Source organism: Moorena sp. SIO1G6 (assembly GCF_010672795.1).
Taxonomy (GTDB): domain Bacteria; phylum Cyanobacteriota; class Cyanobacteriia; order Cyanobacteriales; family Coleofasciculaceae; genus Moorena; species Moorena producens.
Genome location: NZ_JAAHFZ010000001.1, coordinates 602,842 through 629,197 on the forward strand (window position 1 = coordinate 602,842; position 26,356 = coordinate 629,197).

Annotated in this window: 17 protein-coding genes, 1 tRNA gene, 1 rRNA gene and 3 pseudogenes; 9 read left to right on the forward strand and 13 right to left on the reverse strand. The window is 45.1% G+C overall.

Annotated features, from left to right (window positions below; all coding sequences use genetic code 11):
- Positions 1 to 31: 31 nt before the first annotated feature.
- From F6K63_RS02640 to F6K63_RS02685, 10 genes and pseudogenes are all read right to left on the reverse strand, one after another.
- Positions 32 to 1,520: ribosomal RNA gene (locus tag F6K63_RS02640) — 16S ribosomal RNA — on the reverse strand.
- Between the two features lie 149 nt (positions 1,521 to 1,669).
- Positions 1,670 to 2,278: a CPBP family glutamic-type intramembrane protease gene (locus F6K63_RS02645; RefSeq protein WP_165691843.1), complete on the reverse strand. Its 609-nt coding sequence runs from the start codon at positions 2,276 to 2,278 to the stop codon at positions 1,670 to 1,672.
- A 71-nt stretch (positions 2,279 to 2,349) separates the two neighbouring features.
- Positions 2,350 to 3,399: a DMT family transporter gene (locus F6K63_RS02650; protein ID WP_287295184.1), complete on the reverse strand. Its 1,050-nt coding sequence runs from the start codon at positions 3,397 to 3,399 to the stop codon at positions 2,350 to 2,352.
- 106 nt (positions 3,400 to 3,505) lie between these two features.
- Positions 3,506 to 4,306 (reverse strand): annotated as a pseudogene (locus F6K63_RS02655) (MGH1-like glycoside hydrolase domain-containing protein); the annotation flags it as partial.
- A gap of 407 nt (positions 4,307 to 4,713) precedes the next feature.
- Positions 4,714 to 5,238 (reverse strand): annotated as a pseudogene (locus F6K63_RS02660) (glycogen debranching enzyme N-terminal domain-containing protein); the annotation flags it as partial.
- A gap of 390 nt (positions 5,239 to 5,628) precedes the next feature.
- A complete protein-coding gene (locus F6K63_RS02665) occupies positions 5,629 to 5,805 on the reverse strand; it encodes a hypothetical protein (RefSeq protein WP_154659862.1) in 177 nt (58 codons plus the stop codon).
- Between the two features lie 157 nt (positions 5,806 to 5,962).
- A complete protein-coding gene (locus F6K63_RS02670; protein WP_287310649.1) occupies positions 5,963 to 7,399 on the reverse strand; it encodes a glycoside hydrolase 100 family protein in 1,437 nt (478 codons plus the stop codon).
- Between the two features lie 98 nt (positions 7,400 to 7,497).
- Complete coding sequence (locus F6K63_RS02675) at positions 7,498 to 8,667, reverse strand: RNA-guided endonuclease InsQ/TnpB family protein (protein WP_008187137.1); 1,170 nt, start codon at positions 8,665 to 8,667, stop codon at positions 7,498 to 7,500.
- A 12-nt stretch (positions 8,668 to 8,679) separates the two neighbouring features.
- Positions 8,680 to 9,327 carry an IS607 family transposase gene (locus F6K63_RS02680; RefSeq protein ID WP_008187139.1) on the reverse strand — a complete coding sequence of 216 codons (648 nt, stop codon included), beginning with the start codon at positions 9,325 to 9,327 and terminating at the stop codon, positions 8,680 to 8,682.
- 327 nt (positions 9,328 to 9,654) lie between these two features.
- Positions 9,655 to 10,161: a hypothetical protein gene (locus F6K63_RS02685; protein WP_287257194.1), complete on the reverse strand. Its 507-nt coding sequence runs from the start codon at positions 10,159 to 10,161 to the stop codon at positions 9,655 to 9,657.
- A 229-nt stretch (positions 10,162 to 10,390) separates the two neighbouring features.
- On the opposite strand from F6K63_RS02685, the gene F6K63_RS02690 reads away from it, so the two are divergent.
- Entirely contained in the window at positions 10,391 to 11,779 is a 1,389-nt protein-coding gene (locus tag F6K63_RS02690; protein WP_287310650.1) for an AAA-like domain-containing protein, read from the forward strand.
- A 122-nt stretch (positions 11,780 to 11,901) separates the two neighbouring features.
- Here F6K63_RS02690 and F6K63_RS02695 read toward each other — a convergent pair.
- Positions 11,902 to 11,974: transfer RNA gene (locus F6K63_RS02695), tRNA-Ala, on the reverse strand.
- Between the two features lie 455 nt (positions 11,975 to 12,429).
- Here F6K63_RS02695 and trhO point away from each other — a divergent pair.
- Complete coding sequence (gene trhO / locus F6K63_RS02700) at positions 12,430 to 13,263, forward strand: oxygen-dependent tRNA uridine(34) hydroxylase TrhO (protein WP_287310652.1); 834 nt, start codon at positions 12,430 to 12,432, stop codon at positions 13,261 to 13,263.
- Positions 13,264 to 13,946: 683 nt separating this feature from the next.
- Here the strand turns inward: trhO and F6K63_RS02705 are convergent.
- Entirely contained in the window at positions 13,947 to 14,609 is a 663-nt protein-coding gene (locus tag F6K63_RS02705; RefSeq protein ID WP_008187144.1) for a class I SAM-dependent methyltransferase, read from the reverse strand.
- A 356-nt stretch (positions 14,610 to 14,965) separates the two neighbouring features.
- Here F6K63_RS02705 and tftA point away from each other — a divergent pair, with 356 nt between their 5' ends.
- Entirely contained in the window at positions 14,966 to 16,321 is a 1,356-nt protein-coding gene (tftA, locus tag F6K63_RS02710) for a hormogonium tapered terminus morphoprotein TftA (protein WP_008187147.1), read from the forward strand.
- Positions 16,322 to 16,380: 59 nt separating this feature from the next.
- Here the strand turns inward: tftA and F6K63_RS02715 are convergent, their stop codons facing one another.
- Positions 16,381 to 17,151 (reverse strand): hypothetical protein, encoded by a 771-nt coding sequence (locus F6K63_RS02715; protein ID WP_008187150.1) that lies wholly within the window; start codon positions 17,149 to 17,151, stop codon positions 16,381 to 16,383.
- A 524-nt stretch (positions 17,152 to 17,675) separates the two neighbouring features.
- Here F6K63_RS02715 and F6K63_RS02720 point away from each other — a divergent pair.
- The 6 genes and pseudogenes from F6K63_RS02720 (at position 17,676) to F6K63_RS02745 (ending at position 26,136) form a co-directional block, all read left to right on the forward strand.
- The gene (locus F6K63_RS02720; protein WP_008187154.1) at positions 17,676 to 18,758 is read left to right on the forward strand and encodes an RRXRR domain-containing protein; all 1,083 of its coding nucleotides are present in this window, start codon (positions 17,676 to 17,678) and stop codon (positions 18,756 to 18,758) included.
- A 19-nt stretch (positions 18,759 to 18,777) separates the two neighbouring features.
- On the forward strand, positions 18,778 to 20,016 hold the full coding sequence (locus F6K63_RS02725) for a DUF3747 domain-containing protein (RefSeq protein ID WP_008187156.1): 1,239 nt from the start codon (positions 18,778 to 18,780) through the stop codon (positions 20,014 to 20,016).
- 911 nt (positions 20,017 to 20,927) lie between these two features.
- A complete protein-coding gene (locus tag F6K63_RS02730) occupies positions 20,928 to 22,538 on the forward strand; it encodes an FG-GAP-like repeat-containing protein (RefSeq protein ID WP_008187157.1) in 1,611 nt (536 codons plus the stop codon).
- 599 nt (positions 22,539 to 23,137) lie between these two features.
- Positions 23,138 to 23,373 (forward strand): annotated as a pseudogene (locus F6K63_RS37585) (hypothetical protein).
- A 92-nt stretch (positions 23,374 to 23,465) separates the two neighbouring features.
- On the forward strand, positions 23,466 to 23,654 hold the full coding sequence (locus F6K63_RS02740; RefSeq protein WP_287310654.1) for a hypothetical protein: 189 nt from the start codon (positions 23,466 to 23,468) through the stop codon (positions 23,652 to 23,654).
- A gap of 577 nt (positions 23,655 to 24,231) precedes the next feature.
- Positions 24,232 to 26,136: a DUF4114 domain-containing protein gene (locus F6K63_RS02745; protein WP_008187159.1), complete on the forward strand. Its 1,905-nt coding sequence runs from the start codon at positions 24,232 to 24,234 to the stop codon at positions 26,134 to 26,136.
- Positions 26,137 to 26,356 lie beyond the last annotated feature (220 nt).

Below are 26,356 nucleotides of genomic sequence, written 5' to 3' on the forward strand. Positions count from 1 at the left end.
CGAAAGATTCGGTCTCAGTTGGTCTCCCTGTAAAGGAGGTGATCCAGCCACACCTTCCGGTACGGCTACCTTGTTACGACTTCACCCCAGTCACCAACCCTGCCTTCGGCATCCCCCTCCCCTAAGGGTTAGGGTAACGACTTCGGGCGTGGCCAGCTTCCATGGTGTGACGGGCGGTGTGTACAAGGCCCGGGAACGGATTCACCGCCGTATTCTGACCGGCGATTACTAGCGATTCCTCCTTCATGCCGGCGAGTTGCAGCCGGCAATCTGAACTGAGGCCAGGTTTGATGAGATTAGCTCCCCCTTGCGGGTTGGCTGCCCATTGTCCTCACCATTGTAGTACGTGTGTAGCCCAGGACGTAAGGGGCATGCTGACTTGACGTCATCCCCACCTTCCTCCGGTTTGTCACCGGCAGTCTCTCTAGAGTGCCCACCTGAAGTGCTGGCAACTAAAAACGAGGGTTGCGCTCGTTGCGGGACTTAACCCAACATCTCACGACACGAGCTGACGACAGCCATGCACCACCTGTGTTCGCGCTCCCTAAGGCACTCCCAGCTTTCACCGGGATTCGCGACATGTCAAGCCCTGGTAAGGTTCTTCGCGTTGCATCGAATTAAACCACATACTCCACCGCTTGTGCGGGCCCCCGTCAATTCCTTTGAGTTTCACACTTGCGTGCGTACTCCCCAGGCGGGATACTTAACGCGTTGGCTTCGGCACAGCTTGGGTCGATACAAGCTACACCTAGTATCCATCGTTTACAGCTAGGACTACTGGGGTATCTAATCCCATTCGCTCCCCTAGCTTTCGTCCCTCAGTGTCAGGTTCAGTCCAGTAGAGCGCCTTCGCCACCGATGTTCTTCCCGAAATCTACGCATTTCACCGCTACACCGGGAATTCCCTCTACCCCTACTGCCCTCTAGTTCCTCAGTTTCCACTGCCTGCCCAGAGTTAAGCCCTGGTCTTTAACAGCCGACTTGAGGTACCACCTACGGACCCTTTACGCCCAATAATTCCGGATAACGCTTGCATCCTCCGTATTACCGCGGCTGCTGGCACGGAGTTAGCCGATGCTTTTTCCTCAGGTACCGTCACTTTCTTCTTCCCTGATAAAAGAGGTTTACAACCCAAAAGCCTTCCTCCCTCACGCGGTATTGCTCCGTCAGGCTTTCGCCCATTGCGGAAAATTCCCCACTGCTGCCTCCCGTAGGAGTCTGGGCCGTGTCTCAGTCCCAGTGTGGCTGCTCATCCTCTCAGACCAGCTACTGATCGTTGCCTTGGTAGGCCTTTACCCTACCAACTAGCTAATCAGACGCGAGCTCCTCTTCTGGCAATAAATCTTTTACCTCTCGGCACATCCGGTATTAGCCACTGTTTCCGGTGGTTGTCCCCGACCCGAAGGCAGATTCTCACGCGTTACTCACCCGTCCGCCACTCCCCCGAAGGGGCGTTCGACTTGCATGTGTTAAGCATACCGCCAGCGTTCATCCTGAGCCAGGATCAAACTCTCCATGGTACTCANATAGCTGATAGCTGATAGCTGATAGCTGATAGCTGATAGCTGATAGCTGATAGCTGATAGCTGATAGCTGATAGCTGATAGCTGATAGCTGATAGCTGATAGCTGATAGCTGATAGCTGATAGCTGAATGCTGAATGCTTAAGTTACAAAAGTCTGCTTTTGCCACCCAAGCCAATCAGCCAGATCACAACAAACAACCAGTGAATGACTACAGCTGTCCAGATGGAGCCACTTTGAAGATAAGCAATAGTACAAATAATTCCCAAAAGTGTAGCTAGGAATAGAAAAATAGGTTTAAAAAATGTTTCCATTGCCGCCGGATAGAAGGTGATAGCATTCAGTGGATGATAGATAACAAAAATGACTAAACTGACTGTAGACCAAGCGGATAGTGAAATTAAGGAAGGGTTTTCTGAGGGATGAGGTAATAATAAAACCCGGAAAAATATTTCTTCAAGTATTGCTGGGGTAAACAGAGCAGTTATCATAATCTTTCCCACTAAATACCAAGAGGTTTTGACATTAACAGCACTTACATCAGTTTTCCTGAATAAAGGAGATAATGGGGGATTATCAATAGTAAGTAAGTTCTGATCTAGTTTTAGAAAGCCGTTCCGGAAACCAATCGGTAAAGCAATTAAACCATAAATCACGATTAAGATAACTACAATTACCCAAGCTTGACCATCAGGAAACGTTAATATCCCAGCCATCAAGCGCTCGGTAACTCTTTCAGCAAATTTGGCTAACATCTCCATACTGACATCTCTAGAACTAGTAACATCCTTATGTTACTAGGTAAGCATTAGCTGAATGCTTACATTCATACTCCTTTAAACCCAAATTCCATTTCTTTCATCGATTCTGCCACAATGATAGTATCAGTTTTAGGAAGTTTGCGAGAAATACCAATTTGATTCAGGACAATGCCGCAAATAATTACAGCACCACCAATATACTGAGCTATTGTTGGTACTTCTGATAGAATCAAGTAAGCTGCTAAAATGCCCGCTACCGGACTAAAGGAACTCGCCAGAGAAACATCGGATGCAGTAGTAGTCTTCAAACCCTTAAACCAACAGAGTTGACCTCCTACTACAATCACAGCCCCATAGAGCAGCATCCATTGCCAGACAAATGGTGATAAAGCATCCATAAAATGACCTACTCCAAATAACTTAATCACCGCAACCAAGAAAATGACCGTACCTGTAGCAGTTCTGAACACGGTAAAGATTCCCAGAGGGATTTGGCGCAGCTTGACTTTACTAATAATGGTAGAAATTGCTAATGCGATCGCTCCTGCTGCTGCCATCAATTCACCGACACCAATCCTAAAGCCTCCACCCATATTAATCATGTTTTCCTGGGGAGGCTGAAGCACAATAGTCAGGATTACACCAATAAATGAAATAATCGCACCAGCTATCACCCAACGATTTACCCGTTCTTTGAGAAGTAAAACCGACAAAGCCAAAGCAAGAGGAGGCTCAATGCGTCCAATCAGCACTACATTATTAACAGCAGTGCGCTCAAGAGCGATAAATATCAGAGATGGTGCCAGTGCTCCTGACAAAACTGCAACACCTAGTAACCCTAACCAATCTGTTCCAGAGAGTTGTCTGAGGGCTCGAAAATTCCACTGTCGTCCATAAATAGCAATCAACGCTAGCAACGCGCAGAGATTGCCAACAAACAACACATTACAGAAGGAAATAGGATTTCTACCATCAATTAAATTATCTGCACCCAGGTCAGTGAGCTTACGAATGACCGAATTCGCTGCTGCAAAAATCAGGATAGCGATCAATAAGTAACCACGCCCTGGAATCCGATTCAACCAATCTGTTGTTTTAGCAATGAAACTTGACATAGACGTTGACAATAGCAAAGTTTCAATGAATCATATCATGTCCAGTGGTGCGCGGTAGTTTTATAGTCGAAGGTTTTTTGGGTAATAGGTAATAGGTAAGCATTCAGCCGTTTGGAAGATCTGAACTACGGTCAAATACTCCAATATTGTCTAAGCCTAAAAATACCCCTTCAAATACATTGTTGCCGTCGAAATCTTTGCGGTTAACCCACCAAGTAAAGTTCAGCAGAAGTTTTTGAAAGACCCGTTCTAAAAACTGGCGATCGCCTGTGCCATGGAACTGTTTTTCCAGCTTATAAACTTGCCAGGTTGCCCACCCATGCACGGGAGGATTAACATCTGAAAAGTTCCATTCATAGGCGGGAATTTGCCCATTGGGATGCATATACCACTCCCGCGTCATTAAGTCAAGTTGATTCTTAGCAAAATCTGGATCAATCATTGCTAAGGGGATGCAGTGGAATGCCAAATCCCAGGCTGCAAACCAGGGATATTCCCATTTATCGGGCATCGAAATAATATCTGCATTGTTGAGATGATTCCATTGCTGATTCCTGACTTTGAGACGTTCTGGTGGAGGTGGCGGTTGATTGGGGTCACCCTTGAGCCAGGTTTCTACGTTGTAGTAATAATACTGTTTACTCCACAACAGTCCTGCGAAGGCTTGACGCTGAATATTACGCTGATCATCATTAATTCCGGGTGGTGCGATCGCATGGTAAAACTGATCCGCTTCTGAGCGACGGGTGGCAATAATCCGTGAAAACTCACTGCCAAAGGGTTGGGGGATATTGGGAGCATCACTCAGCCACAGCTTAATCACCCGAGTCTCCCCAGCACCAATAGTAAATTGGTAATGGGGAGCCACTTTTGTACCGACTTTGCTAGGATTGACAGCATTCTTTTGACACTCCCCGCCCTATAAGAGCGGGGATTCTTAGTTCTACGACATGCCTTAAAATTAGTTATCCTGAAATGCCTTACTTAAGCCAAATATTCGTCCAGAAGAACCAAATATTGAGCCTAATTTAACTAACCCCAGTGGGCTTGTCTCCCTAAGCGTTGGGATTGCCCGTTCCCGTGTGCCCCACGGTACGTTATATACTTTGAATTTGTACTTTACTGGTTTTCGGTGTCTGTTAAGACCCATGGGTTTTGGCGAGGTTTTTCGCTCCTCGTGTACTAGTATCGCAAAACGCTCGTTGTTTTTAAATTGGCAGTACCGACTTTTCCTGCCTGTACTAGGCTACATGTTTATTCTATCACACTCTACTTAAAAGCCGTCGAAGGAAGGACGGGGCTTGAAACTTTTTTGGTCAATCCTGGCAAACTAATCATGGTATCTGGCCCCCAATCCCCAAACCAAGGGTAGCCTGCCATAATCGTTTTATCATCAGGTGCATCTGCTAACGGGCGGTTGACAATAAATTGGTCAGCCGCCCATACTAATTGCCGGATCCAACTGGGGGTAGTTTTGAGATTGTGGGCAGCATCCCAACGGTTGATTAACTGCTGCTGGTATTGATAATGAGCGTCTAAGGCTGTGTTGCCATCAAGTTCAGGATGTTCTTCAGTGCTGACCACCAGAGTCAGGGATTCCCCAACTTTAAGTTGGGTCTCAAAGGTTGCGACATGGAGATGATCTTCGCGATCGCTTAATCCACGATTACGATTCAAGGGGAGCTTGAGAGCAGCAATCAGCAATCCATGATAACGGCGGGTGACTAGACCAGCTATCGTCCCTGATGCGTAGCCTCCAATTCCATTGGTAACTAGCCATTCCCGTGATTCTCCTGTGGGTAGATTACCGCAAATTTCTCGTCCCAAGTCATTACTCATTAGTCATTGGTCATTGGTACTTGGTAAGTAAGCTATCAGCTATCAGCGTGTCGCGTATCAGCTATCAGCTAGAAGTAAAGGCTTGTGGCCACGCTACGGGAAAAGTTTATGCCCATAGCGTACGCTACTAATGGTGATTTTGAATAAAATAAGCTGACGGCACCTCAAGTGTAAGCATTCAGCTATCAGCGTGTCGCGTATCAGCTTATGGGCTATGGGCAAGCTACGGAACTTTTGAATAAGTGATGCACCAAGGTCTTCGGGGAAAACCCCACTCGCTATTGCATCAAGACAACTGGTAAGCATTCGCTTAATCTCTTTTACGGAAAGCTGTTCGCGCAGCGTGGGCCAAAAGCCCACGGCTGACCGCTGACGGCTGAATGCTTACCCTCAAGTAGCGTGAACCATTCGCGTAGCGTGGCCTTTTGGCCAAGGCTGACCGCTGACCGCTGACCGCTGAATGCTTACCTTGGTAATTTTGGGAATTGTTAAGAGGATATCTCCCAAGTTTTTTGATACTGAATTTTGCCCCCCTAGCCCCCCAACTTTGGGGGGAACAAGAGTCAATTTGCTTCTAAAAGTCCCCCAAAATTGGGGGACCAACGGGGGCTTGGATGTAGCAAATGAGACTTCTCAGACAACCTCTAAGTTAAAATTGGTACTTGGTAAGTACCAATTTTAACTTAGTTTAAGTGAATTTAAATTAGTTTAAATTAATTTAAAGTTATTTGTTCATGGCAACAATTTCCGCAATATCCATAGAGCAAATCATCACAGCAGTGTCCTCAAAACTGACTAAGTTAAGATGATCCGGATTATCTATCAACTGTTGTGCTGCTAAAAAGCCAGCAATTGTCCAGGTTTGAAATTTCCTAGCTTTCTTGCCAATCAGGCGACCATCTTTACCATCATAGTACTCTGGCCAGTTATCCTGAAGCAGGCATTGGGAAGCAATTGTTAATGCTTGACGGGCCAGTTCAGATTTCCCAGTTTTTTGTGCTGCTGCTGCCAATTCCCACAACAAGAAGGGCCAACTCCCCCCATTATGGTAAGACCAAGGAGTATTTTTGGGATCACAACCTGTGATAATTTGCCAATCGCGACCTTCCAAAGCCGGAAAACAAACTTTCATGGGCATTTCTCCCACTAAATCCTGCCACTGTTGCTCGATCAAGTTCATAATGGCTTGGGATTGTTCTTCAGTAGCTAGGGACGTAATAATTGCCATTAAATTACCTTGGGCAAAAAAGCGAAAATCCATCCGTCCTGGTCCAAGGTTACCAACAAAATATCCCCCTGAATCTGGCAACCATTGCATTAGCCAATCAGGAATAGTATCAGCATAGATATTAAACTTATTGATTGCCGCTTCACCGAACTCTTCCACATTGTAGCGATAGATTTCCTTGAGGCGGTCTAAATTCAACCAATAGTAATTCCGAATATGATAAGTTAGATGACCCAAGCGCTCCTTGACCACAGGAACATAATCATCCTCTGGCAACAACAACTCACTGGCCGCCTGCAAGGCAGTGTAGAATAGGGCTTGAATATCCAACGGATAGCCATCAACTCCCATGCGTCGGTCAATCATGAAGGCACCATCGGGAACCAACATCGTGGGAAACAGATCAAATCGCTTAGTCAGACACAGATCTAGAACTAATTTGATTCCCCGTTGGAACCTTGTCTGGTGGGCAAGGGCTTGATCACCAGTTGCCTTAACATAAGCCCTTAACACCAGCAGCCACCACAAGCCAGAATCTACTGGAGCAACTCGTGCGATCGCATGTTCCCCAAAATCCGCCCCTAAATACTCCTGTTCCTTCTTATGTATCACTTTAAAGCTAGCTGGCATCAATCCAAGACCCGCCTTAAAGCAATCCATATGCTTTTCACGGCTTTGAAGCCCTAGGGTTTCGATCAGGAAATTGCGCACAATTTCTCCTTTGCCCCTCATCAGCAATGCCATAGCCGACACCGCGAAATCCCGCGTAAAGCACTGGTCATAATTCAGGGCTTCCATATCCGAGTCTTTCGACGCTACTGTGCCCACGGGATGACCTTGATAATCGATAATCGAATCTTCCAGCGCTTGCCAAGCTGCATCGATCAGATTACCTTCGCTTACCATATAAAACTTCTCCTTTAAGTTGTCCATGTGGTTGATGCTAGCTTAACTGCATCATGAATCTTACACAAACCTAGACATTTGGTCTGATGTTCAATTCCTGTTTCATCCTAGGTAGTCGGCTACTTCTAGTCCACAGGCGTTTGATCGATTGCCATCGACAGTGTTCTGTTACCGGGTTCCCAACGCTCTATGTTAATCGCTGCGTTCAAATCCCGGTCTTCAATGTTTCCACAACTGCCACACACATAAACTCGTTCCCTCAACGGCATATCCTGTATGTGGTCACACTTGTGGCATGTTTTTGAACTGGGAAACCACCTGTCTACCAGGGTTAGTTTGAACCCGTGGAATTCTTGCTTGTAGGTCAGCAACTCTGAGAACCGATAGAATCCCAGTAAGGCGATGGCTTCAGCTAACTTGTGATTAGCCAGCATCCCAGACAGGTTCAAGTCCTCAATCTTGATTTCTTGATAGGTCTGCGCTAACCTGGTGGTTTCCTTTTGCAAAAAGTCCTCTCTGATGTTCCCAATGTGTTTGTGTTGCTTCCTCAGTCTTTGATAGTATTTCTGAGCATTCTGACTGGGTTGGGTCTTGGTCTGACCGTTGCCTAACACCTTTTTACGATTGCGCCACTGTAGCAACGATTGCTTGATTTTCGCTTTCTTGATCGATTTGGGCATTTCAATCTTGGTGCGATCGGACAAAGTCGCAAAACACTTAACACCTAGGTCAATTCCGACTTTTTGCTGAGTGTGTTTCATCGCTGGCATTGGGCAAGCATCGACAAAGAACGATACGAACCAGTTATCTGCTTCTCTTGAAATGGTAAATGTTTGGGAAATGCAATCGTAAGGAATAGCCTCCTTTAATCTGAACGTCCCCATTGTTGGGATGTTGATGGTCTTCCCAGCTTTTACCAGCCGTTTTCCGTTTGAATCATCAACGGTAAAACTGCACTGATGGCGTTTCTTCTTGAATGTAGGCATTTGAGCTTTAATCTTTGGGTCACGCCACCAACTAAAGGCTTTAGCTAGATTCCGAAACGCATTTTGGTAAATCCGAGCTGGATACTTATTGCACCAAGCAAAATCAGGATTCTTCTTAGTCACATTGGTGAACACCTTCTTAATTGTGTTCAACCTCTTGGAATCGGAAGCTCTGATGTCTTCAAACTCCCATGATGATTTCATAATTCCCAGTCCGTAGTTATAAACGAACCGAGAGAACCCCGCACATTGAGATAGCCAGTTGGCTTCGGAGTTGTTGACTTTGAGTTCGCGCTTGATTCCAAACATGGGAGTTTCGACCTAAACTTGTACTTCCATTTCTACTTTCGCACAATCGTCGGGACTATCAAGGTTTTTGTTGATTTTTTCTTGAATCGCTTGGAGATACCGACGCAAACCGTACAGCCGACAACAGAAGCAGTGGATGATAGCCATGAGGTCTTCCAGCATCTCCTGCTGGGGACTAAGGAATTCATTGTTGGTCACGATCATCTCGCCATCGGAGTACTTGGCTAACTGAAGAATCAGGTCAAACGCAAACCTACATAATCGGTCTTTGTGAGCGACGATGATGGTAGAGACCTGCCCGGAAAGCATACGGAATAGTAGATTGAGGAATTTCTTACGTTTGAAGTTCATACTCCCACCAATTTCTGGGATGACTTGATCGATTTTGAGACCAGAGGCATTACAGAAGGTATCCATAGCTTTAACTTGGTTTTCCAGGTCTGGTCTTTGAGAAGGAGATGATACCCGGCAGTAAACGACAATAGACCGTTTCATATAATCGGGTAACAACCCTTTCAATTCGTTGATATGTTTCTGGGTGTAAACTCGGTGGTTTCCTAGTGTCCTGTCTGCAACCAATTTTCCCGATGCATCCCATCGTTGAAGGGTTCTAACCGAGACACCAGCGATTTTGGCAAATTGGTGAGGTCTGTAATGCATAATACTAGACAAGTATGTAGAAGTTTGTCTAGTATTGTCAATAATTTAACGACTAAATCTCAACTCCTTTGACAACATCCTCAAGTACTTGGGTCAGATATCGAAAGACACAGAAATTCGGGGACTTTGGATCAAGGAACTTGGGTTAAAGGAACAGGGAATAGGTCAGAATAATTGACGCAAGCAATATCATAAAAATACTAATGGTGCAAGGTCTAACCAAACAACCTTTAACAAAAAAACCTTCAACTTTCAACCAAACAACCTTCAACCTTCAACCTTCAACCTTGGCCTATTGGCCACGCTACGCGAACAACCCTATGGACTCTAGTCATTCAAGACCGGCTCGAGCAACATTGCCGTACCCACAGGAAATGGATAGGAGATATTTTCGGTCAGAGCAGACACTCGATAAAGCATTGCTCCCCCTTCTCGATTTTGTTCTACCCCATTCATCACAATGCGCAGGACATTGCCTGGTTTAACAGGTTCATTCAAGGTCACCGTAAGAGCCATACCACCTTCAGGACTCTTAGACACTGCTGTGGTTGCTGCCACTCTCTCACCAAACTGATTAGTAACCGTTGCTTTACGAACACCAGCCAGATTGGTGCATTCAATCACAACAGCATTTATTGGAAACACAGCCACACCAACGGTAATAAAATGCCTATCCCCTGCAGCTCCAGCAATTCCAGCGCTGGCAACATAGGGAGCATTCGGCACAAAACCCGCTTGAGCCTGAGCCACTGGTACTAGACTAGGGATGGCAATAGGCAACACAGATGCGGCGAATGCTAGGGCTGAAACTGCTCCGAAAACTTGTTTTTTCATCACTCAATCGTCTTGGGATACCAGACTTAAACAACGTTGAGTTGATTTTAAAAAAGACCTATGGAAATTGTCTGCCTGAAAAAATCGGGAATTTTACCTAGATTGGAGTGGGCCATCTGCTGGTAATAGTCGTAAAAAATTGGAAAAAATTGCTTGATTGCACGGAAATTTTGGCAATTCTATGTCAAAGTAAAGCTAGTGTTTGGTGTGTTGGCTTTCAACCTAGTCAATGATGGCAGACGAAGCCCTAGCTGTTTTGGACACAATTTTGCCCGATTACTCCTTCAGTAACCTTCAAGAGACCGTCTTCTGTGAAGTTTGGGAAGGGAAGACTTACGCTGAGATTGCGGAAAGCTGCGGGTATGAGCATAGTTACATTAGAGATGTAGGATTCAAACTTTGGCAACGTCTCTCTGTGGCTCTCAAACAAAAAGTTACCAAAAGTAATGTCCGGTCAGTTTTGAGGCGGTACTCCCAAGCTCAGCTATCCTCTCTAGGGATTTATAGCTATCACGACAGGATCAAAAGCAGTTTCGGTAATTCCCTATACCCTGCTCTGGTACCAGAGCTAGACTTTCCTAGTGGTCCGGTACCACTAAACTCCAATTTATACATCGAACGTCCTCCTATTGAAGCGCTTACCTACGCAGAAGTTAGCAAACCAGGTAGCCTGATTCATATTAAAGGCCCCAGACAGAAAGGAAAGACTTCCCTAGTGCGAAGGATTGTGGCTTATGCTAAAAAACAGGGCTTTCGTACTGTTACTTTAAGTTTACACCGAGCTGATTCCCAAGTTTTCACCAACCTAGATAAGTTCTTACGTTGGTTTTGTGCCAACGTCAGTCGGCAATTGGGTTTATCCCTCCAACTCGATCACTATTGGGATTCTGAGATTGGCTCTAAGGTCAGTTGCACCACTTACTTTGAAGACTATTTGCTAGAGCAAGTCGATAGGCCAATCGTTATTGCTTTAGATGAAGTCAATCAAATTTTTGAGTATCCAGAACTTTCTAGGGATTTTCTGTCTTTGCTACGCTCTTGGTATGAGGATGCTAGGGAACTGGAAATTTGGCAAAACGTAAGATGGGTGATAGCTCATGCTACAGATGTATATGTGCCACTAAAACTTAATCAGTCTCCCTTTAATGTTGGCCTAGCCATTAAACTCCCAGAATTTACCAATGAGCAAGTGCTAGAGTTAGCCCAGCGTCATGGTTTGGATTGGGCAAAAGGTGACGAAGCTGTGAAACGTCTTGATCCTTTAGTGACTATGGTAGGTCGTTGTCCTAGTTTAATTCGTCTTGCCCTGTATCATCTCACCAAACAGGATGTTAGCTTAGAACAATTACTAGAGGAAGCCCCAACTCAAACTGGAATTTATAGTAACTATTTGCGTTACTATCTAGCCGCTTTGTTACCCCATCCTGACCTAGTCGCTGCCTTTAAGGAAGTAGTCATGGCGACAGAAAGTGTGGAATTAGAAGCGCTCACTGCCTATAAATTGGAAAGCTTGGGTTTGATCAAAATTCGCGGGAATCGAGCCACAGCTAGTTGCGAACTATATCGTCTATTTTTTAGAAATCAATTTCTCAATGGAATCAGAGTTAGTGGTAATTAGTGATTAGTTATGGTAAGCATTAAGCTATCAGCTATCAGCTATCAGCTATCAGCCATTAGCCTTTATTTTGTTTCTACTCTAAAGCCTACCCTAGCCACCAATCTACCAATAGATACATTTAGTGGAGGTAAGCGGACTCGAACCGCTGACATCCTGCTTGCAAAGCAGGCGCTCTACCAACTGAGCTATACCCCCAGGTAAATACAACTTAAGCTAAATCAAGCTTAGTTTATCAATCGCACTTTTGTTATTATACAACATCCAAGTGGAAAGTCAAGCAAGATAGCCAAAAAATTTTCCCATAGCACGATTTATCTGGCATGATTGTCAGGGGGGTAATGGCTAAAACCCTGATCCAATCAAGATTTTAGATTTAGCGATCGCGTAGCGTGGGCGTAGCGCAATCGCAATCGAGCATTTCTGCCATCCATTCAGATCAAAGCACCATTTACAACTGTCAGTTCAGGTAATCAGGTCATAGAGTAATCGGGTGATGGGCTATCACCAGTGACCGCAACAGTAAACCACAACAGTAATCTGACCATAGCAGGTTAGTGCGGGGTCTTACCATACGCCAATATAGTAAATAGTGAGGCACTTTACGACTCAGGACTCAAAACTCAGCACTCTTTTCACCCCTTAACCGGATCATGACCCAGGTAGTTGCAACATTTTACAAATTTGTCAGATTGCCAGACTTTGCCGATAAACGACCCTCCTTACTAGCCCATTGTCAAGCTCAAGGCATCACAGGAACGATTCTCCTCGCAGCAGAAGGCATAAATAGCACAATCGCAGGCTCCCGTCAAGCCATTGATTCAGTCCTAGCCTTTCTCCGTTCCGATCCCCGTCTGGCCGACCTAGAGCATAAAGAATCCTACACTGACTCCCCCCCATTCAACCGCCTCAAAGTCCGGTTAAAGAAAGAAATTGTCACCATCGGTTTGCCAGAGGTTGACCCCAATCAGAAGGTAGGTACTTATGTTAATCCCCAAGACTGGAATGCTCTAATTTCAGATCCAGACGTAGTCCTGATTGACACTCGCAATACCTATGAAGTAAATATCGGAACCTTCAAAGGTGCCCAAAATCCCCATACTGACTCATTCCGACAATTCCCTGATTATGTTCGCCACCACCTCGATTCCACCAAAGACAAAAAAGTAGCCCTGTTTTGTACAGGGGGTATTCGCTGTGAAAAAGCCTCATCCTTTATGTTGAGTCAGGGTTTTAAACAGGTCTATCATCTCAAAGGTGGCATTCTCAAGTATTTAGAACAAGTCCCAGAAGACGAAAGTTTATGGGAGGGGGAGTGCTTTGTCTTCGATCAACGGATTGCTCTCAAGCACAGCTTGGAAGCTGGAACCCACCATATGTGCTACGGTTGTGGAAATCCAATTTCCCAAGCTGATCTCAATTCCCCTAAATATATCAAAGGTATTTGTTGCCCTCACTGTTTTGATGATCTCATCAAGGAAGCTTAAGCATCAGCGGTCAGCGGTCAGCGGTCAGCGGTCAGCTGAAGTAACTAAGATTAAACCAATGCTTACCTGTTTGATTAAAAAGCACCTCAACTAGCCTGCGCCTAGCGCATTAGCTGATACGCGACACGCTGATAACTGATAACTGATAGCTGATACGCGACACGCTGATAGCTTCTTACCAAAAATTTTGGGTTTAAAGCCCCGTCCTTATAGGACGGCTTTTCTTTAAACTTTATCTTGACAATTTGTGATAGGTGTGCTATAAGAAAAATATAAACAATAAAGTAGAAGACTAGATAGATACTATCTAACAATAAGTAGACAACGTAAAAAATATGTATCAGATACATATTGCGTAATTTGGTCTAACGACTTAAACGTCTATGAAAAATTTAGATAAAAAAAGTACCTATCTATCTAATATAAAAAAAAGGTACGGTGGGGTTAGAAGTTACCGTAAGAAGAGTGGAGCCTTTAAGGTTAGTCGGCTATGCATAAAAGGGTTAAAACTTTATGATTAAGGCTCCACTCTTCTAAGGTTTCGTCTCCGGCACACCGGAACCTGGATATGAAATGATCTAAACGCTCGGGGAGATTTGTCCTCTACTGTTCCTGGTTACGACCTGGCCCACGCAAGACGAGTCGTTGATCCAAGAATCCCCGTTCTTACAGGACGGGGAGTGTCAATTCTTTAGTGCTAGGGTCAATCCATCAGCAATTGGTACCAAACTAAGGTTTACCCGTTGGTCTTGATAGAGCTTTTGATTAAATGCTCGAATTGCCTTAGTTATGTTATCGACTACCTCAGGATCCGCTACTCGCCCCGACCATAAAACATTATCCACAGCAATTAGTCCACCATTACGCACCAGTTTCAGTGCCTGCTCGTAATAGTTTTCGTAGTTCCGTTTATCGGCATCAATGAAGGCAAAATCAAATGTACCTGCCTGTCCCTCTTTCAGCAACCTATCCAGAGTGTCCAGTGCTGGCGCAATTCGCAGGTCAATTTTGTCAGCTACTCCAGCTTGTTGCCAGTAGCGACGTGCGATCGCAGTATACTCCTCACTGATATCACAAGCAACCACCAGGCCCTCTGGTGGCAAAGCTAAGGCTACAGCTAAAGCACTATAGCCTGTAAATACCCCCACCTCTAGAGTTTTCTTGGCTCCCATCAACTGCACGAGTAAGGCCATAAACTGCCCCTGTTCAGGAGCTATTTGCATCCTAGCCATAGAATGCTGTGCTGTTTCCAGCCTAAGCTGGGTCAAAACTTCTGGCTCTCTTACAGAAACACATTTCAAGTAGTCGTAAAGCTGGTTGTCTAGTCCAAAGGTTTGATTCGCCATTGATATATAGTTTGCTAAAAGCTATGATTTTCCGGGTGTTGCTCAAGCTAAGCAATCATACTATTCATTGTTTATTATTCGTAAGCACTCAGCCGTCAGCTGTCAGCCGTCAGCTTATTTTATTCAAAAGCATCAATCACTGTGCCCACAGGCTTTTGGCTAATAGCTGATACGCGACACGCTGATGCCTGAATGCTTACTATTATTCATCCATCCATTTTGCTGTGGTTATTGCTTGCTATTGCCTATTGGTGGGATGATTTGTCCAGTCCAACTTCCCCTAGCCATAGGGAAACTAAATCCTTATCCTGGAGAGAGCAAGTGCTCAATTAAGGGCTAAGGGCAAAAAGCAAGACATGGGACGTATATTTATTTCAGCAGGTCACGGTGGCATGGAACGTGGTGGTCGTGACCCAGGGGCGATTGCCGGTGGGACAACGGAAGCCGAAGAAATGATTCGGCTGCGAGATCTGGTGGTGCCAGAATTGCGATCGCGTCGGTTTGAAGTATTATCTGTTCCTGATGAATTGAGTTTAAAGCAGACAATTCAATGGATTAATGACCGTGCTCGTTTTGGTGATGTAGCGTTAGAGATTCATGCTGACGCCTTTTCCAATCCTAACATCCGAGGTGCCTCTGCCTTCTACATTTTCAATAACACTGAGCGCAAGAAGCATGCTGAACTAATGCTGCGCTATTTGATCACACGCCTTCCTGAACTGCCGAATCGAGGAGCAAAGCCTGATACGGACTCAGGTGTTGGCCGTCTTGCCTTTTGCCGTGATGTTATCCTTCCCTCCCTACTGCTCGAAGTTGGCTTTTTGACTAATCCCCAAGACCGTGCTCTGCTCCAGAATCGACGTCGTGACATGGCCAGAGGCATAGCTGATGGACTTGCCCAATGGAGTAGTTTGATTTCTGGTGAACAACCACCCGATGAATTCAATCCCGTTTATCCCATCATTGATATTAAAATCAATAATCAGACTTACGATGATCGAGGTGTTCTAATCAATAGCAATTCTTACATTCCCATTGACCTAGCCGATCGCCTAGGAGTGGATTTGACCACCGCCGAGAATGTCCGTCGTGTGCAATATCGGGGAGTCGTTTATGTTAAGGCCATTGAACTAAGGGATTATGACATCTTTGTCGGTTGGGATACTGCCACCCGCACTGTGATTTTGCGCTCAATTTCCCAGAAAATCTGTCCAGGTCTGATTGACCGGATCATGGGTCATGGTAGCACCTCCGAAGTCCAGTTACAGATATTTCTTAAAAACAATAATCAGAACGCCCTGACTGAGTTTCCTGACCTACCTAGGCTCTATCGAGAAGAAGCCTCCGTAGAGGGAGTCAACTATGACATTGCCTTTTCCCAAGCTTGTGTAGAAACTAACTTCCTACGCTTTAGCGATCGCCTTAGACCTGAGCAGAATAATTTTGGTGGTTTGGGAGCAGTGACTAGTGATGAAGAAGCGACTTTTCCTAGCGCTAGAATTGGAGTACGTGCCCATATCCAACACTTGAAAGCCTACGCCAGTCAGGAACCCCTAGTCCAACCCTTGGTCGATCCCCGGTTTCGCTTCGTTACCCGAGGGATTGCTCCCTTAGTTGGGCAGCTCAGTGGACGCTGGTCAGCTGATTTAGATTACGGTAAGCGAATTATCGCCGTTGTCAGGCGTTTATATGAAGCATCTAACTTGGTTTAATCCCGATTCCCGATTACCGATTCCCGATTCCCGATTCCCTGCCCGTAGCGCTATAACTGCTAAGCTGTCTTGAAAAACCGAATAATTTCTCGGACATTATCCAGAAATTGACTATCTGTAGTTAATTGTGCGATCGCATTTTCAGAATCCCGAGCTAAACGTTGGTGTTCCGCATTGTTATTAGCTTCCAGTTGTGCCATGGATGCTTCAAGTTGGGCTAAGCCTTTACGAGTCTCTTCCCAGTAACGCTGATGGGTTGCCACCCAAGAGTAAGGTTCTTGTGGGTCTAGTTGCTCTTGTAGACCTTTGACACTTCTTTCGAGAGCTTCAAAACGATTCTGTAGTTCCATTACATCTCGGCGAGGATAGGTAAACTCTTGCCGGATCATCCTTAATCGAGCTGCTAAATACTGGTAAAAACGTACCGCTGGACGCAAAGCAGTTAAAAGCAAAGCTGCTCCCGAACTGACGTAGCCCACAGCACTAATCCCAGTAGCAGCAAGCATGTAAAGACCCACAGCAGATAACACGTGAAGGGCGATTGCTACGGTTAGCGATCGCTTAGCTATCATTTTCACATAGTCTAATTGCTTCGGGTCAACCGCAATCTCATTTTCCCTGGAAGCCGACCCCTCTGCTAAAACTTCCCTAGCTTCCAAGTGGACATTCCATGGCACTGTCACAATCACCAACAGCCACCAAAAGCTAGCCACACCAATCACCCAATCCAGGAAATGACCAGTACTGATGTGCAACCATTGCAACAGCCCAAATACCAATAGGGTTAGAATTCCTAACCCAGTCCCTACACCAGCAATATTAAATAACATTCTAGCGACCTCCGACGGATTTTCAGCCTTGATCCCATCATGCTTAGAGATAACCCTCAGGCTCGAAAACCTTGTGATAGTTTCGCCAGCTTCACACTGATATTAGTGTCCTTAGCTACTTTTGCTCAAATTTTATTAATCAAAAATAAAACTTAAACCATTAGAACCAGAAACATTTAATCTGAAAGTTAATCATTATAGCTTGAAGCAGTTGTCTTAAAATTGACAAATCCTAAAAGCTCAGTACAGATGCTGAAATACACAGGTAAGTAGTGTCAATAACCCCAACCTACTGCGTTGTTCGCGTAGCGTGGCCTACGGCCAGGTTGGGGCTTGGAGAGACAACTAACTCTCCCAGGTTTGACTAGGTCATCGAGCCTCATTCTGGTACGCACGTACGGATACTTCCCCAGTCCGTACCACTGTAAGACTGTGTTGTCAGTCGCTTGCTGAAAGGACATCTTGAATGAGGTGACCGAAGGGACGGGTAACCCCCAAACACTTTACTCGTGAGGATTATCTCCATGTTACGAGTCCCAGTAATTTCACCAAATGGACAACCCTTAATGCCGACAAAAGCCTCTAGAGCGAGACGTTGGGTTAAAGAAGGTAAAGCCATCATCTACCCTAACGCCCTCGACATCTTTGCGATTCAACTAGTAGCTGAACCATCAGGGGAGGAAACTCAGTCGATTGCTGTGGGGATTGACCCCGGCAAAATGTTCACTGGCTTGGCTGTCCAGTCAGCCCAAGCCACCCTCTGGACGGGTCATCTGGTACTACCCTATCCCAAGGTCAGAGACCGGATCGATACCCGAGGCATGATGCGGCGAACTCGCCGTAGCCGTCGGATTAACCACAAAATTCCCTACGACCAACGCGCTCACAGACAGAAGCGCTTTGAGAATCGGCTAGCCAAAAAGCTTCCCCCATCCATCAAAGCCAACCGTGATTTAGAGTTTCGTGTGGTCAGTGAGTTATTCGAGCTTTATCCCATTAGCCAGATCGTCTATGAAGTGGTCAAAGCCAAAGGGACAAAAGCTTTCTCTCCAGTGATGGTGGGGCAATACCAATCCATCCAACGCCTTGAGGCAACATTCACGGTCCCCGTCACCCAAAAGATGGGATGGGAGACCTCAATGGCACGAAAAGGGTTGGGGTTAACCAAAGACAAGACCGATAAGAGTCGTCAGACGGCTGAGACTCACGCCAACGACGGTATAGCCTTGGCATCCTTCCCCTTCCGAAAGGTCAAGACCCAGTACTACCGCAACGGTAAAGTCGTGACCCCCACCGTGGCTGTGGTCACCCTTGCACCTTTCGCCGTGGTTTCCCGACCGCCAATTAGCCGTCGTCAACTCCACCTACTCCAATTTTCCAAGGGCGGTAAACGCCGAAAGTACGGAGGAACCACCACTCGCCACGGTTTCCGTAAAGGCGACTACGTGGAAGCTGTAAAAGCGGGTCAGACCTACCGAGGGTGGATCAGTGGCGATACGGCAACACAAGTTTCAGTGAGCAATAGCAACTGGAAAAGAATCGGACAATTCTCAGCCCGGAAAGTCCGATTACTCAAACGCTCCACGGGCTTACTTGTCAACTACTAAAAGGAGGCGCGAAAATTCGATGAAAAATTCTTTAAGACAAAAATTACCACAAAAACTAGCCACCTTCGCCACCGTTGCCCTAGCCACTGCCTTCTCAACAATCAGTCTTGGCAACCAGACCTCCGCCGCTACCTTCGAGCAAAAACAAGTTGAACAAGGCAAGTTTATTGCTGTAGCTCAACCCTTTGGTGCAAATTCCCATCAACTGCTGATCATAGAGCAAAAATCCAACAAGCGAGCCTGTTGGAGCGAGAGTGGTACTAACCCAGTGATCGTAGACCCACTGCTGTTGAACTTTGACTTTACTGGCATTTGCGGACGTAGTACTGATAGCAATGGCTATTCCATGCGCATGGCGGGTGAAGACTTAGGACTCGATTACATCCTCAGCATTGTTGAGCGTAATGGTGAACTGTTGCTAGTGGGTAAGCACCGCCTTGATCGTAAAGCTCCTGAAGTAATCATCGGCAGAACTGGTGGTATTAGCCAGGGCTTTATGAAAATTTTTCTCCAGCCCGGTTGGGAATTTGCCAAGAGAATGTTCAATGGCAAAGAGCTAGGTCACGTCTACCTTGCTACTAATACACCCCTAGGTAACACAGGAAGTACTGATCCATCCAAGCTTCCCCCACTTCCGCCACGGGAAACCTCTAAATTTCGGGATATTGCTAATGATGTCTATGGCTCAGAAATTGAAAAAGCTGTAGCAATGGGATTTATTGCTGGATTTCAGGACAATACCTTCAGACCCCAAGGGTTTCTCACCAGAGAACAACTCGTGTCTATGGTGATTGAAGGCTTAGGTAAACTGCCAGGTGCTACTATTACTGTCCCCACTCAAGCATCAGGACGGCCCTATCGGGATGTTGAGGCTGGGCGCTGGAGTGCTGCCAAAATTCAATGGGCGAGGGACAACAACATTGTTAGTGGCTATCCTGATGGCACCTTCCGACCAAATAAGTCCGTAACTCGCGCCGAATTGATGGCAGTACAAAAAAAAGCTGCTGAATTTGCCAAAAGCCTGCAAGGGCAGCCAGGGGTACTCGTTTCTACTGAGTCAGTCACACAATTTTCCGACACCGAAGGTCACTGGGCTGTTGCTCTGATTTCTGAAATGTCTGCCTACTGCCAAGTGGCATCTCCCCTCAACGAAAGGGGTAACGCTTTCTTGCCCGATTCTCAAGCACGCCGGAACTATGCCGCTGCTGCTACTCTGCGTATGCTCAACTGTGTCCAGCAGCCCATTACTCAGAAGTAGCACATTATCCTTTAAGAAGCCCACAACAAACGTCTGTTGATCAGACCTCAAGTAAACAACCTCAGCTATCAGCGTGTCGCGTATCAGCTGATAGCTTACATCACCTGATGATATCAATTCCGGTACCCTGGGATTGATCACAAACCCGATTGAATACTGCCCCAAAGTCTCTATTTTATTCCTCCCTCCCTGAACTCTGTCTGTTGGCCGTTTTCCGTCGCTTCTCACCAACAAATAGAGATGTAAACCAGAGATACGGCGGTTTGCATAACTATCAGGTACACAGGATTTTTTCCCCTCTTCCCTCTTCCCTCTTCCCTCTTCCCTCTTCCGAACGCGCCCCGCGTGGCCCACGGCCTCAGTCCCTGCTCCCTGCTCCGAAGTCCCTAAAAACCGAGAAGTTTGTACCTTGAATTGCAAACCGCTGTATAAACGTGAAGACTAGAAATTAATCCGGAAAAAAAACTGTAAAGATTTGATGAAGTAAGTGATTTTTTAGTGACATCGAATCATAATTATGTCATCTATAGTAATGGTAATTGATAAAAAAATTCCCATTATAGCAGTCGAAGTAAAGCTTAAGACATCTTCTGCTACCTGCTCCGAAGTCCCTTTCAACTAAAAGACTATGTCCTAAACTATACTTCCCTTGCTATACTATAGCGAGTAGGAATACATACTTTTAGCTATTATCCAATAATCAGCCATTATTTAGTTAAGTAAAAGTTAAAAATATTTCGATTTAAAAAAGTTTCATATCCAATCTAGCAATCGTTATTATATAACTTTTGAAAATATTTCATGTACTCCAATAGGGATTTATCATAACACCAAAAACTACTCGGAGCTCTTTCCTACTATTCCCTATTCCCTGTTCCCTATTCCCTAAAAAGGAGAGGATAATAGTAATTATGCCAACATTTGAGGCAGAAGACACAACTAGGCTGAGTCTAGAGAACTACATAGTTTTTGATAGTGACATTGCTTCCGGTGGCCAAGCTATCGAGATTCCCAAAACCAATACTAGTGAACCAGCATTCATTCGTTTAACCTGGACAGAAGCTGACGGTCCTGCTGGTAACTATAATTTTAATATTGCCCATTTTGATGAATCAGATGGCAGAGCTACCCTGACACTTCGTGTCAACAGTATCCCAATTAGTAGATATATTTTCAATAAAAACCCAGGAGAAAAGGGCAATCCACCCATAGACACACCCAATTCTGGTAATTATATCGGGTTGACTGGTTCTATATTTGATGGTTTATCCAATCCTAATCCCATCTTTGAAGACGTAGCACTGACTCCAGGGGATCAGATTGAAATCTCTGCCGTGGCGGATAGTTTGGGGAATCAAACCGATGAACTAGCGCGGATCGACGTTATTGAAATAACACCAGCAGTGGAAGCTGGCCCAGTTATTACTTTTCCTGAACTTACCATTACCCCTACTGATGGCACATTAGCCGAAACTGTGCCAAAAAGTGGTGGTATTACCATCACCCGTACCGGAGACATTAGTCAAAGCCTAGAGGTAACTTACACGGTCAGTGGCACCGCTAGCCCCTCAGATTACAAGCCCATCCTAACTGGTACCGTTACTATTCCAGAAGGTCAGGAGTCAGTAGATCTCAAGCTTACCCCAATTGCCGATGGTATAGCAGAAGGGGAAGAAACTGTCATTATTACCCTTGAGAATAGTCCCGACTATCAATTAGGTGAGACTCCCAGTGCCACTTTCACCATTACCGACAATGACCAATCCACTATCAGCGAGAGTGTGACTATTTTCTGGCGTAATGACGAGACCGGAGTCAATGGTGCTTGGCTGATGGATGGTCTCGACTTAGCTCAAGCCGTAACAATTCATTCACCAACAGAAGCAGCGGACAGTCCTTGGCAAATGCAGGGTGCAGGGGATTTCAACGCTGATCAACAACAGGATCTTCTCTGGCGTAATACCTCTACTGGTGAAACTGGCATCTGGTTGATGGCAGGATCGGTGTTTCAGAATGCAGTGTCCATCACCCCAACTCCAGACCTGGACTGGGAAATTCGTGGCACCGAAGATTTTAACAGTGATAATCAAGAGGATATTCTCTGGCGCAATACTTCCACTGGGGAAAATAAAGTCTGGCTCATGAATGGCACTACTGTGGCTCAGGAGGTGTTCATTCAATCGGAACCAGTCACTAGTATTTGGGAAATGAGGGCAGCGGGAGACTTGGATGGAGATGGTGATGGGGATATTATCTGGCGCAATACTCAAGAGCAAACTATTTACTATTGGAGGATGGAAGGGACTCAGTACATTGAATCAGTGTTGATCTCCTCACCAATCAGTAGTGGTCAGGAGGTAATCCATGGTACCCTCGACATTGATGATAATGGTGTCGATGATATCCTCTGGCGCAATCTCGACGATGGACAAAATAGTGTCTGGCTGATGAATGCTAATGGGTTCGATCGCCTGGAGAGGCTTGAGCCAGTAACTGATCCCAGTTGGCAAAGTTATGTTTAAATACGTAATTTCAATTACCTAAGTATTTAGCCAAGGGCAATCAGCTAAAGCCCTTGGTGCGTTAGCTGATTGCTTACATGTAGAGACGTTATATAGCGTTTACAAATGAGATGTAAACCTGTATGGTCTTTTTTTTATTGGACAATAAAACTCCGGAGCTGTTTCCCCTCTAGCATGGATGCCTCTTGCCTCTTGCCTCTTGGCCTTTGGGAGTATGTTCACAACTCAAATATAAAGGCTATATAGCTATCAATTTTCAAGATTTATAAAAGTTCAAGATTTATAAAATAATCATTTTTGCTTAGGACTTACCCAAAACTGGACTCGAAACCCTATCACTCTAAAGGCTATCACTCCAAATGCCATAAGTAGTAGGTTACGTTATTAAGGCACCTTACCAGTATAATTACTGCCTAAGCCATGTTTATAATAAAACCTATGGTTCGATTACCTAATGGATTAGTTTTCGATGAAAGATAAACTCAATATTTTTATATTAGTTATTTTATGGATAGTTATATGTATGTTGTGATATCTAGCATTTTTTAATTAGGTGAGGTACATAATTTTGGGATTTTCGGGAACAGGTAACAGCGGCTCTGGGAATAGGTAACAGCGGCTCTGGGAATAGGGAATCGGGAATCGGGAATCGGGAATCGGGAATCGGGAATCGGGAATCGGGAATAGGTAATAGGGAATCGGGAATAGGGAATCGGGAATCGGGAATAGGTAATAGGTAATAGGGAATAGGGAATCGGGAATAGGGAATAGGAAAAAAACTCTGTACATCATGACTATGAGAAACGCTATAAAAAAAATCATAATAGTTATATAAAGTATATATAAAGTAGATTTTGGGTATTGTTTATACCCGTATAATTATTAAAAATGCGTGTAATGGTGTTTACAAATTCAAGGGACGAAAGAATGCAGCGCCGTTTTGGGCAGCCAGTTGCTGATATCAATCCCCATCTCCCCATCTCCCCATCTCCCCATCTCCCCATCTCCCCATCTCCCCACACTTCCCACACCTCCCTCTCTTTCCCTGATCAGAAGTTCCCTATTCCCTGTTTCCTATTCCCTACCTGCAGCGCGATGAAGCGAAGCTTCCGCTAAGAGCGATCGCATTAATTATTCTCTAGTCATCGAAAATATTGACCAATTCTCATATCCGTAACAATAGGATAAAGTTTTGATAAAATTACTACATTCCATGGTGACATAATATCCAATTCATGTCATGAATGAATAAAGGAATTGTTTGACCGCAAAAACTCAAGCTCTTGGGGGAAGACTATAGTATAGTTATGAGACTATGTCAGCAAAAGAATTTTGGTGGAGCATCTACGGAATTTAGATAGGTTTTGAAACACGGAAAATCAAAACCATGTAACTAATACAGCGGCCGATTTATCAGATTTTTGATTAGCTGTAATAATCGGTGCTTTTGTGAAGGTTTAGCATAGTATTATACTCTTTCCCATGACTCTAGACATCTCCAGAAACTCGGTTTTGACCCAGGCAGTGCAAGGGTTTGAGGTTAATTTTTGGAGATGTCTTCTGTAAAGGGTATCCATATCCTGGGGATTGAGTGGATATAAACTTGCTAGGGTATTACTTGCTGCCCAAATAAAATTACCAAATAAAATTACCAGAGCTTGAAACACAGATAAAGGTTGGAGACTACAACACTATGACGAGAATTGAAGCCGAAAATTTATCTAGTATAACTAACTTTGTAACTACTCCTAATCCTGATGCCTCCGGGGGCGCACTAATCAGTCTATTTGATGCTGTTAATAATACTGCTTTCCCCCCTGGTACTGCTAGCACAAGCTTTAATCAGCCCACTGGTAGCTATGAAGTAATCATTGGCATCTTTGACGAAATAGATGGAGAAAGCACAATCGATGTCAGGATTGGCAGTACCGTCTTTCCCACAATCACTCTTAATAATCCTGCCTCTACTGCTAGCGGTATCCCCGAAGCCTCCACTTTCGTCCCTTTGCAGATTAGCTCTAGCACGTTTATCCGTAATGGAGACCTGATCGAGGTTAAAGGTACCGCTGATGGTGATGAATTCATCCGATTTGACTATATTGAATTCAACCTGACCAACGAACTCCCGATAGCTGTAGATGATACGGCCACGACTACTGAAGATACAACCGTTAACATTAACGTCTTAGATAATGACACCGATACTGAGGGAGATAGCACTCTAACGGTTATTAGTGATCCCAGTAATGGTAGTGCAGTAGTAGATGACAATGGTACTCCTGATGATCTAACCGATGACGTTATTACTTACACTCCGAATCCCGACTACAATGGACCGGATAGTTTTACTTATCAGTTAAACGATGGGGTTAACCCTGCTGACACCGCTACCGTTAACATTACTGTTACTCCTGTAAATGATGCACCAGATGGTACTGCTGTGGTTAACAATAACGGTACCTTGGATAATACTAATGATGACGTTATTACTGATACTCCTGATCCAGATTTCAGTGGGAATGATAGCTTGATCGATCAGGTATCTGATGGCAACGGCGGCCTTGATACAGCGACTGTTGATATTACTGTTAACTCGATCCCTACCTTTGTTCCTTCGACTCTGACTCAGAACCCTAACAATACTTTTACTATCACTAGTGACACCACTGGCAACGCTCAACTCCTATTCACCTTTATTAGTCGAAACGCTACTAATGTCAATGAAATTGGGGTGTTTGTCACGGATAATGACCAAGGTACAGTTAATGGTATTGCTCCTGGTCAGGAAGGCTATGTGGAAGCGGCTCTATCTAATGCTCAGACTATTTTCTCTGTGCTGCTAAATCCGGAAGATAGTGGTCAAACTAGTCGTCTAATTAATAATTTTGATGTAGGGGATCAATTAGGATTTTACCTAGTACAAAATAGCACCAGAGAGGCCGTGCTAGCAGGAGAAAATGTTTCTGTATTCTTCGGTGATGCTGCTTTCAATAGCGATGGTTTAGACCATATCCAAACCGAGACCAATAGCGACGGTGTCTTGACGTTAAACTTTGAAGATGCTGATGACCAAGACTTTGATGATTTAGTGGTAACGGTTCAAGACGCTTCGGCTTTAACTCCTACTGTAGGGATAGGGAGTCCCCAGATTCAAGGGCAAGTGGAGCTGTTGGATTTAACCGATGTGACTGGAACAGTAACACCTGAGTTTGTGGTTAGTAGTCAAGCAGTGTTTGAGAATAGCTTTGGCTTTTATCAGGTTGATGATGCTAGTGGTAAAATTGGTAATCTCAACCCCGGTGATGCCGGTTATGCAGAGCTTGCAGTCTCCAATCAGGTAGATTTAGCCAGTGGGCTATCCGGTGGAGTACTGTTAGCTCCGTTCCTAATTGCTAATGGCACTGTTGAGGAGTTCCTGACTCAGAATCCAACGAATCAGCAGGGTTCCGGTCTGAATGCCTACTTTAGTTTCTTGCCTGCTAACCCTGATCAATTTGATCACGTCCGCTTACTAGGGGACAATCAGTTTAGCTTCGAGGATACCTTTGGTGGTGGTGACTTAGACTATGACGACTTGGTAGTGGAGGTTATCTTCTGAGTTTGATTGGGAGTGGGGAGTAGGGAATCGGGAGTAGGGAGTCGGGAGGGTGGGAAGTGTGGGAAGTGTGGGAAGTGTGGGGAGGGTGGCTCACAGGGGTAGGTTTTTTACATTAGGGTAAAACATGGGGCGACCCAGAGGGAGAGGAAAAGGAAAACAACTTAGGTGCGCTTGACCTTGGCGAATTAAATTCGCCACGGGTCGCACCTGAAGAAGCGAT

Excerpts from the sequence above, each read along its gene's own strand:
- F6K63_RS02645 (WP_165691843.1), bottom strand. The coding sequence starts at position 2,278 with ATGTTAGCCAAATTTGCTGAAAGAGTTACCGAGCGCTTGATGGCTGGG.
- F6K63_RS02650 (WP_287295184.1), bottom strand. The coding sequence starts at position 3,399 with ATGTCAAGTTTCATTGCTAAAACAACAGATTGGTTGAATCGGATTCCA.
- F6K63_RS02670 (WP_287310649.1), bottom strand. The coding sequence starts at position 7,399 with ATGGACAACTTAAAGGAGAAGTTTTATATGGTAAGCGAAGGTAATCTG.
- F6K63_RS02675 (WP_008187137.1), bottom strand. The coding sequence starts at position 8,667 with ATGTTTGGAATCAAGCGCGAACTCAAAGTCAACAACTCCGAAGCCAAC.
- F6K63_RS02680 (WP_008187139.1), bottom strand. The coding sequence starts at position 9,327 with ATGCATTACAGACCTCACCAATTTGCCAAAATCGCTGGTGTCTCGGTT.
- F6K63_RS02685 (WP_287257194.1), bottom strand. The coding sequence starts at position 10,161 with ATGAAAAAACAAGTTTTCGGAGCAGTTTCAGCCCTAGCATTCGCCGCA.
- F6K63_RS02690 (WP_287310650.1), top strand. The coding sequence starts at position 10,391 with ATGATGGCAGACGAAGCCCTAGCTGTTTTGGACACAATTTTGCCCGAT.
- trhO (WP_287310652.1), top strand. The coding sequence starts at position 12,430 with ATGACCCAGGTAGTTGCAACATTTTACAAATTTGTCAGATTGCCAGAC.
- F6K63_RS02705 (WP_008187144.1), bottom strand. The coding sequence starts at position 14,609 with ATGGCGAATCAAACCTTTGGACTAGACAACCAGCTTTACGACTACTTG.
- tftA (WP_008187147.1), top strand. The coding sequence starts at position 14,966 with ATGGGACGTATATTTATTTCAGCAGGTCACGGTGGCATGGAACGTGGT.
- F6K63_RS02715 (WP_008187150.1), bottom strand. The coding sequence starts at position 17,151 with ATGTTATTTAATATTGCTGGTGTAGGGACTGGGTTAGGAATTCTAACC.
- F6K63_RS02720 (WP_008187154.1), top strand. The coding sequence starts at position 17,676 with ATGTTACGAGTCCCAGTAATTTCACCAAATGGACAACCCTTAATGCCG.
- F6K63_RS02725 (WP_008187156.1), top strand. The coding sequence starts at position 18,778 with ATGAAAAATTCTTTAAGACAAAAATTACCACAAAAACTAGCCACCTTC.
- F6K63_RS02730 (WP_008187157.1), top strand. The coding sequence starts at position 20,928 with ATGCCAACATTTGAGGCAGAAGACACAACTAGGCTGAGTCTAGAGAAC.
- F6K63_RS02740 (WP_287310654.1), top strand. The coding sequence starts at position 23,466 with ATGCAGCGCCGTTTTGGGCAGCCAGTTGCTGATATCAATCCCCATCTC.
- F6K63_RS02745 (WP_008187159.1), top strand. The coding sequence starts at position 24,232 with ATGACGAGAATTGAAGCCGAAAATTTATCTAGTATAACTAACTTTGTA.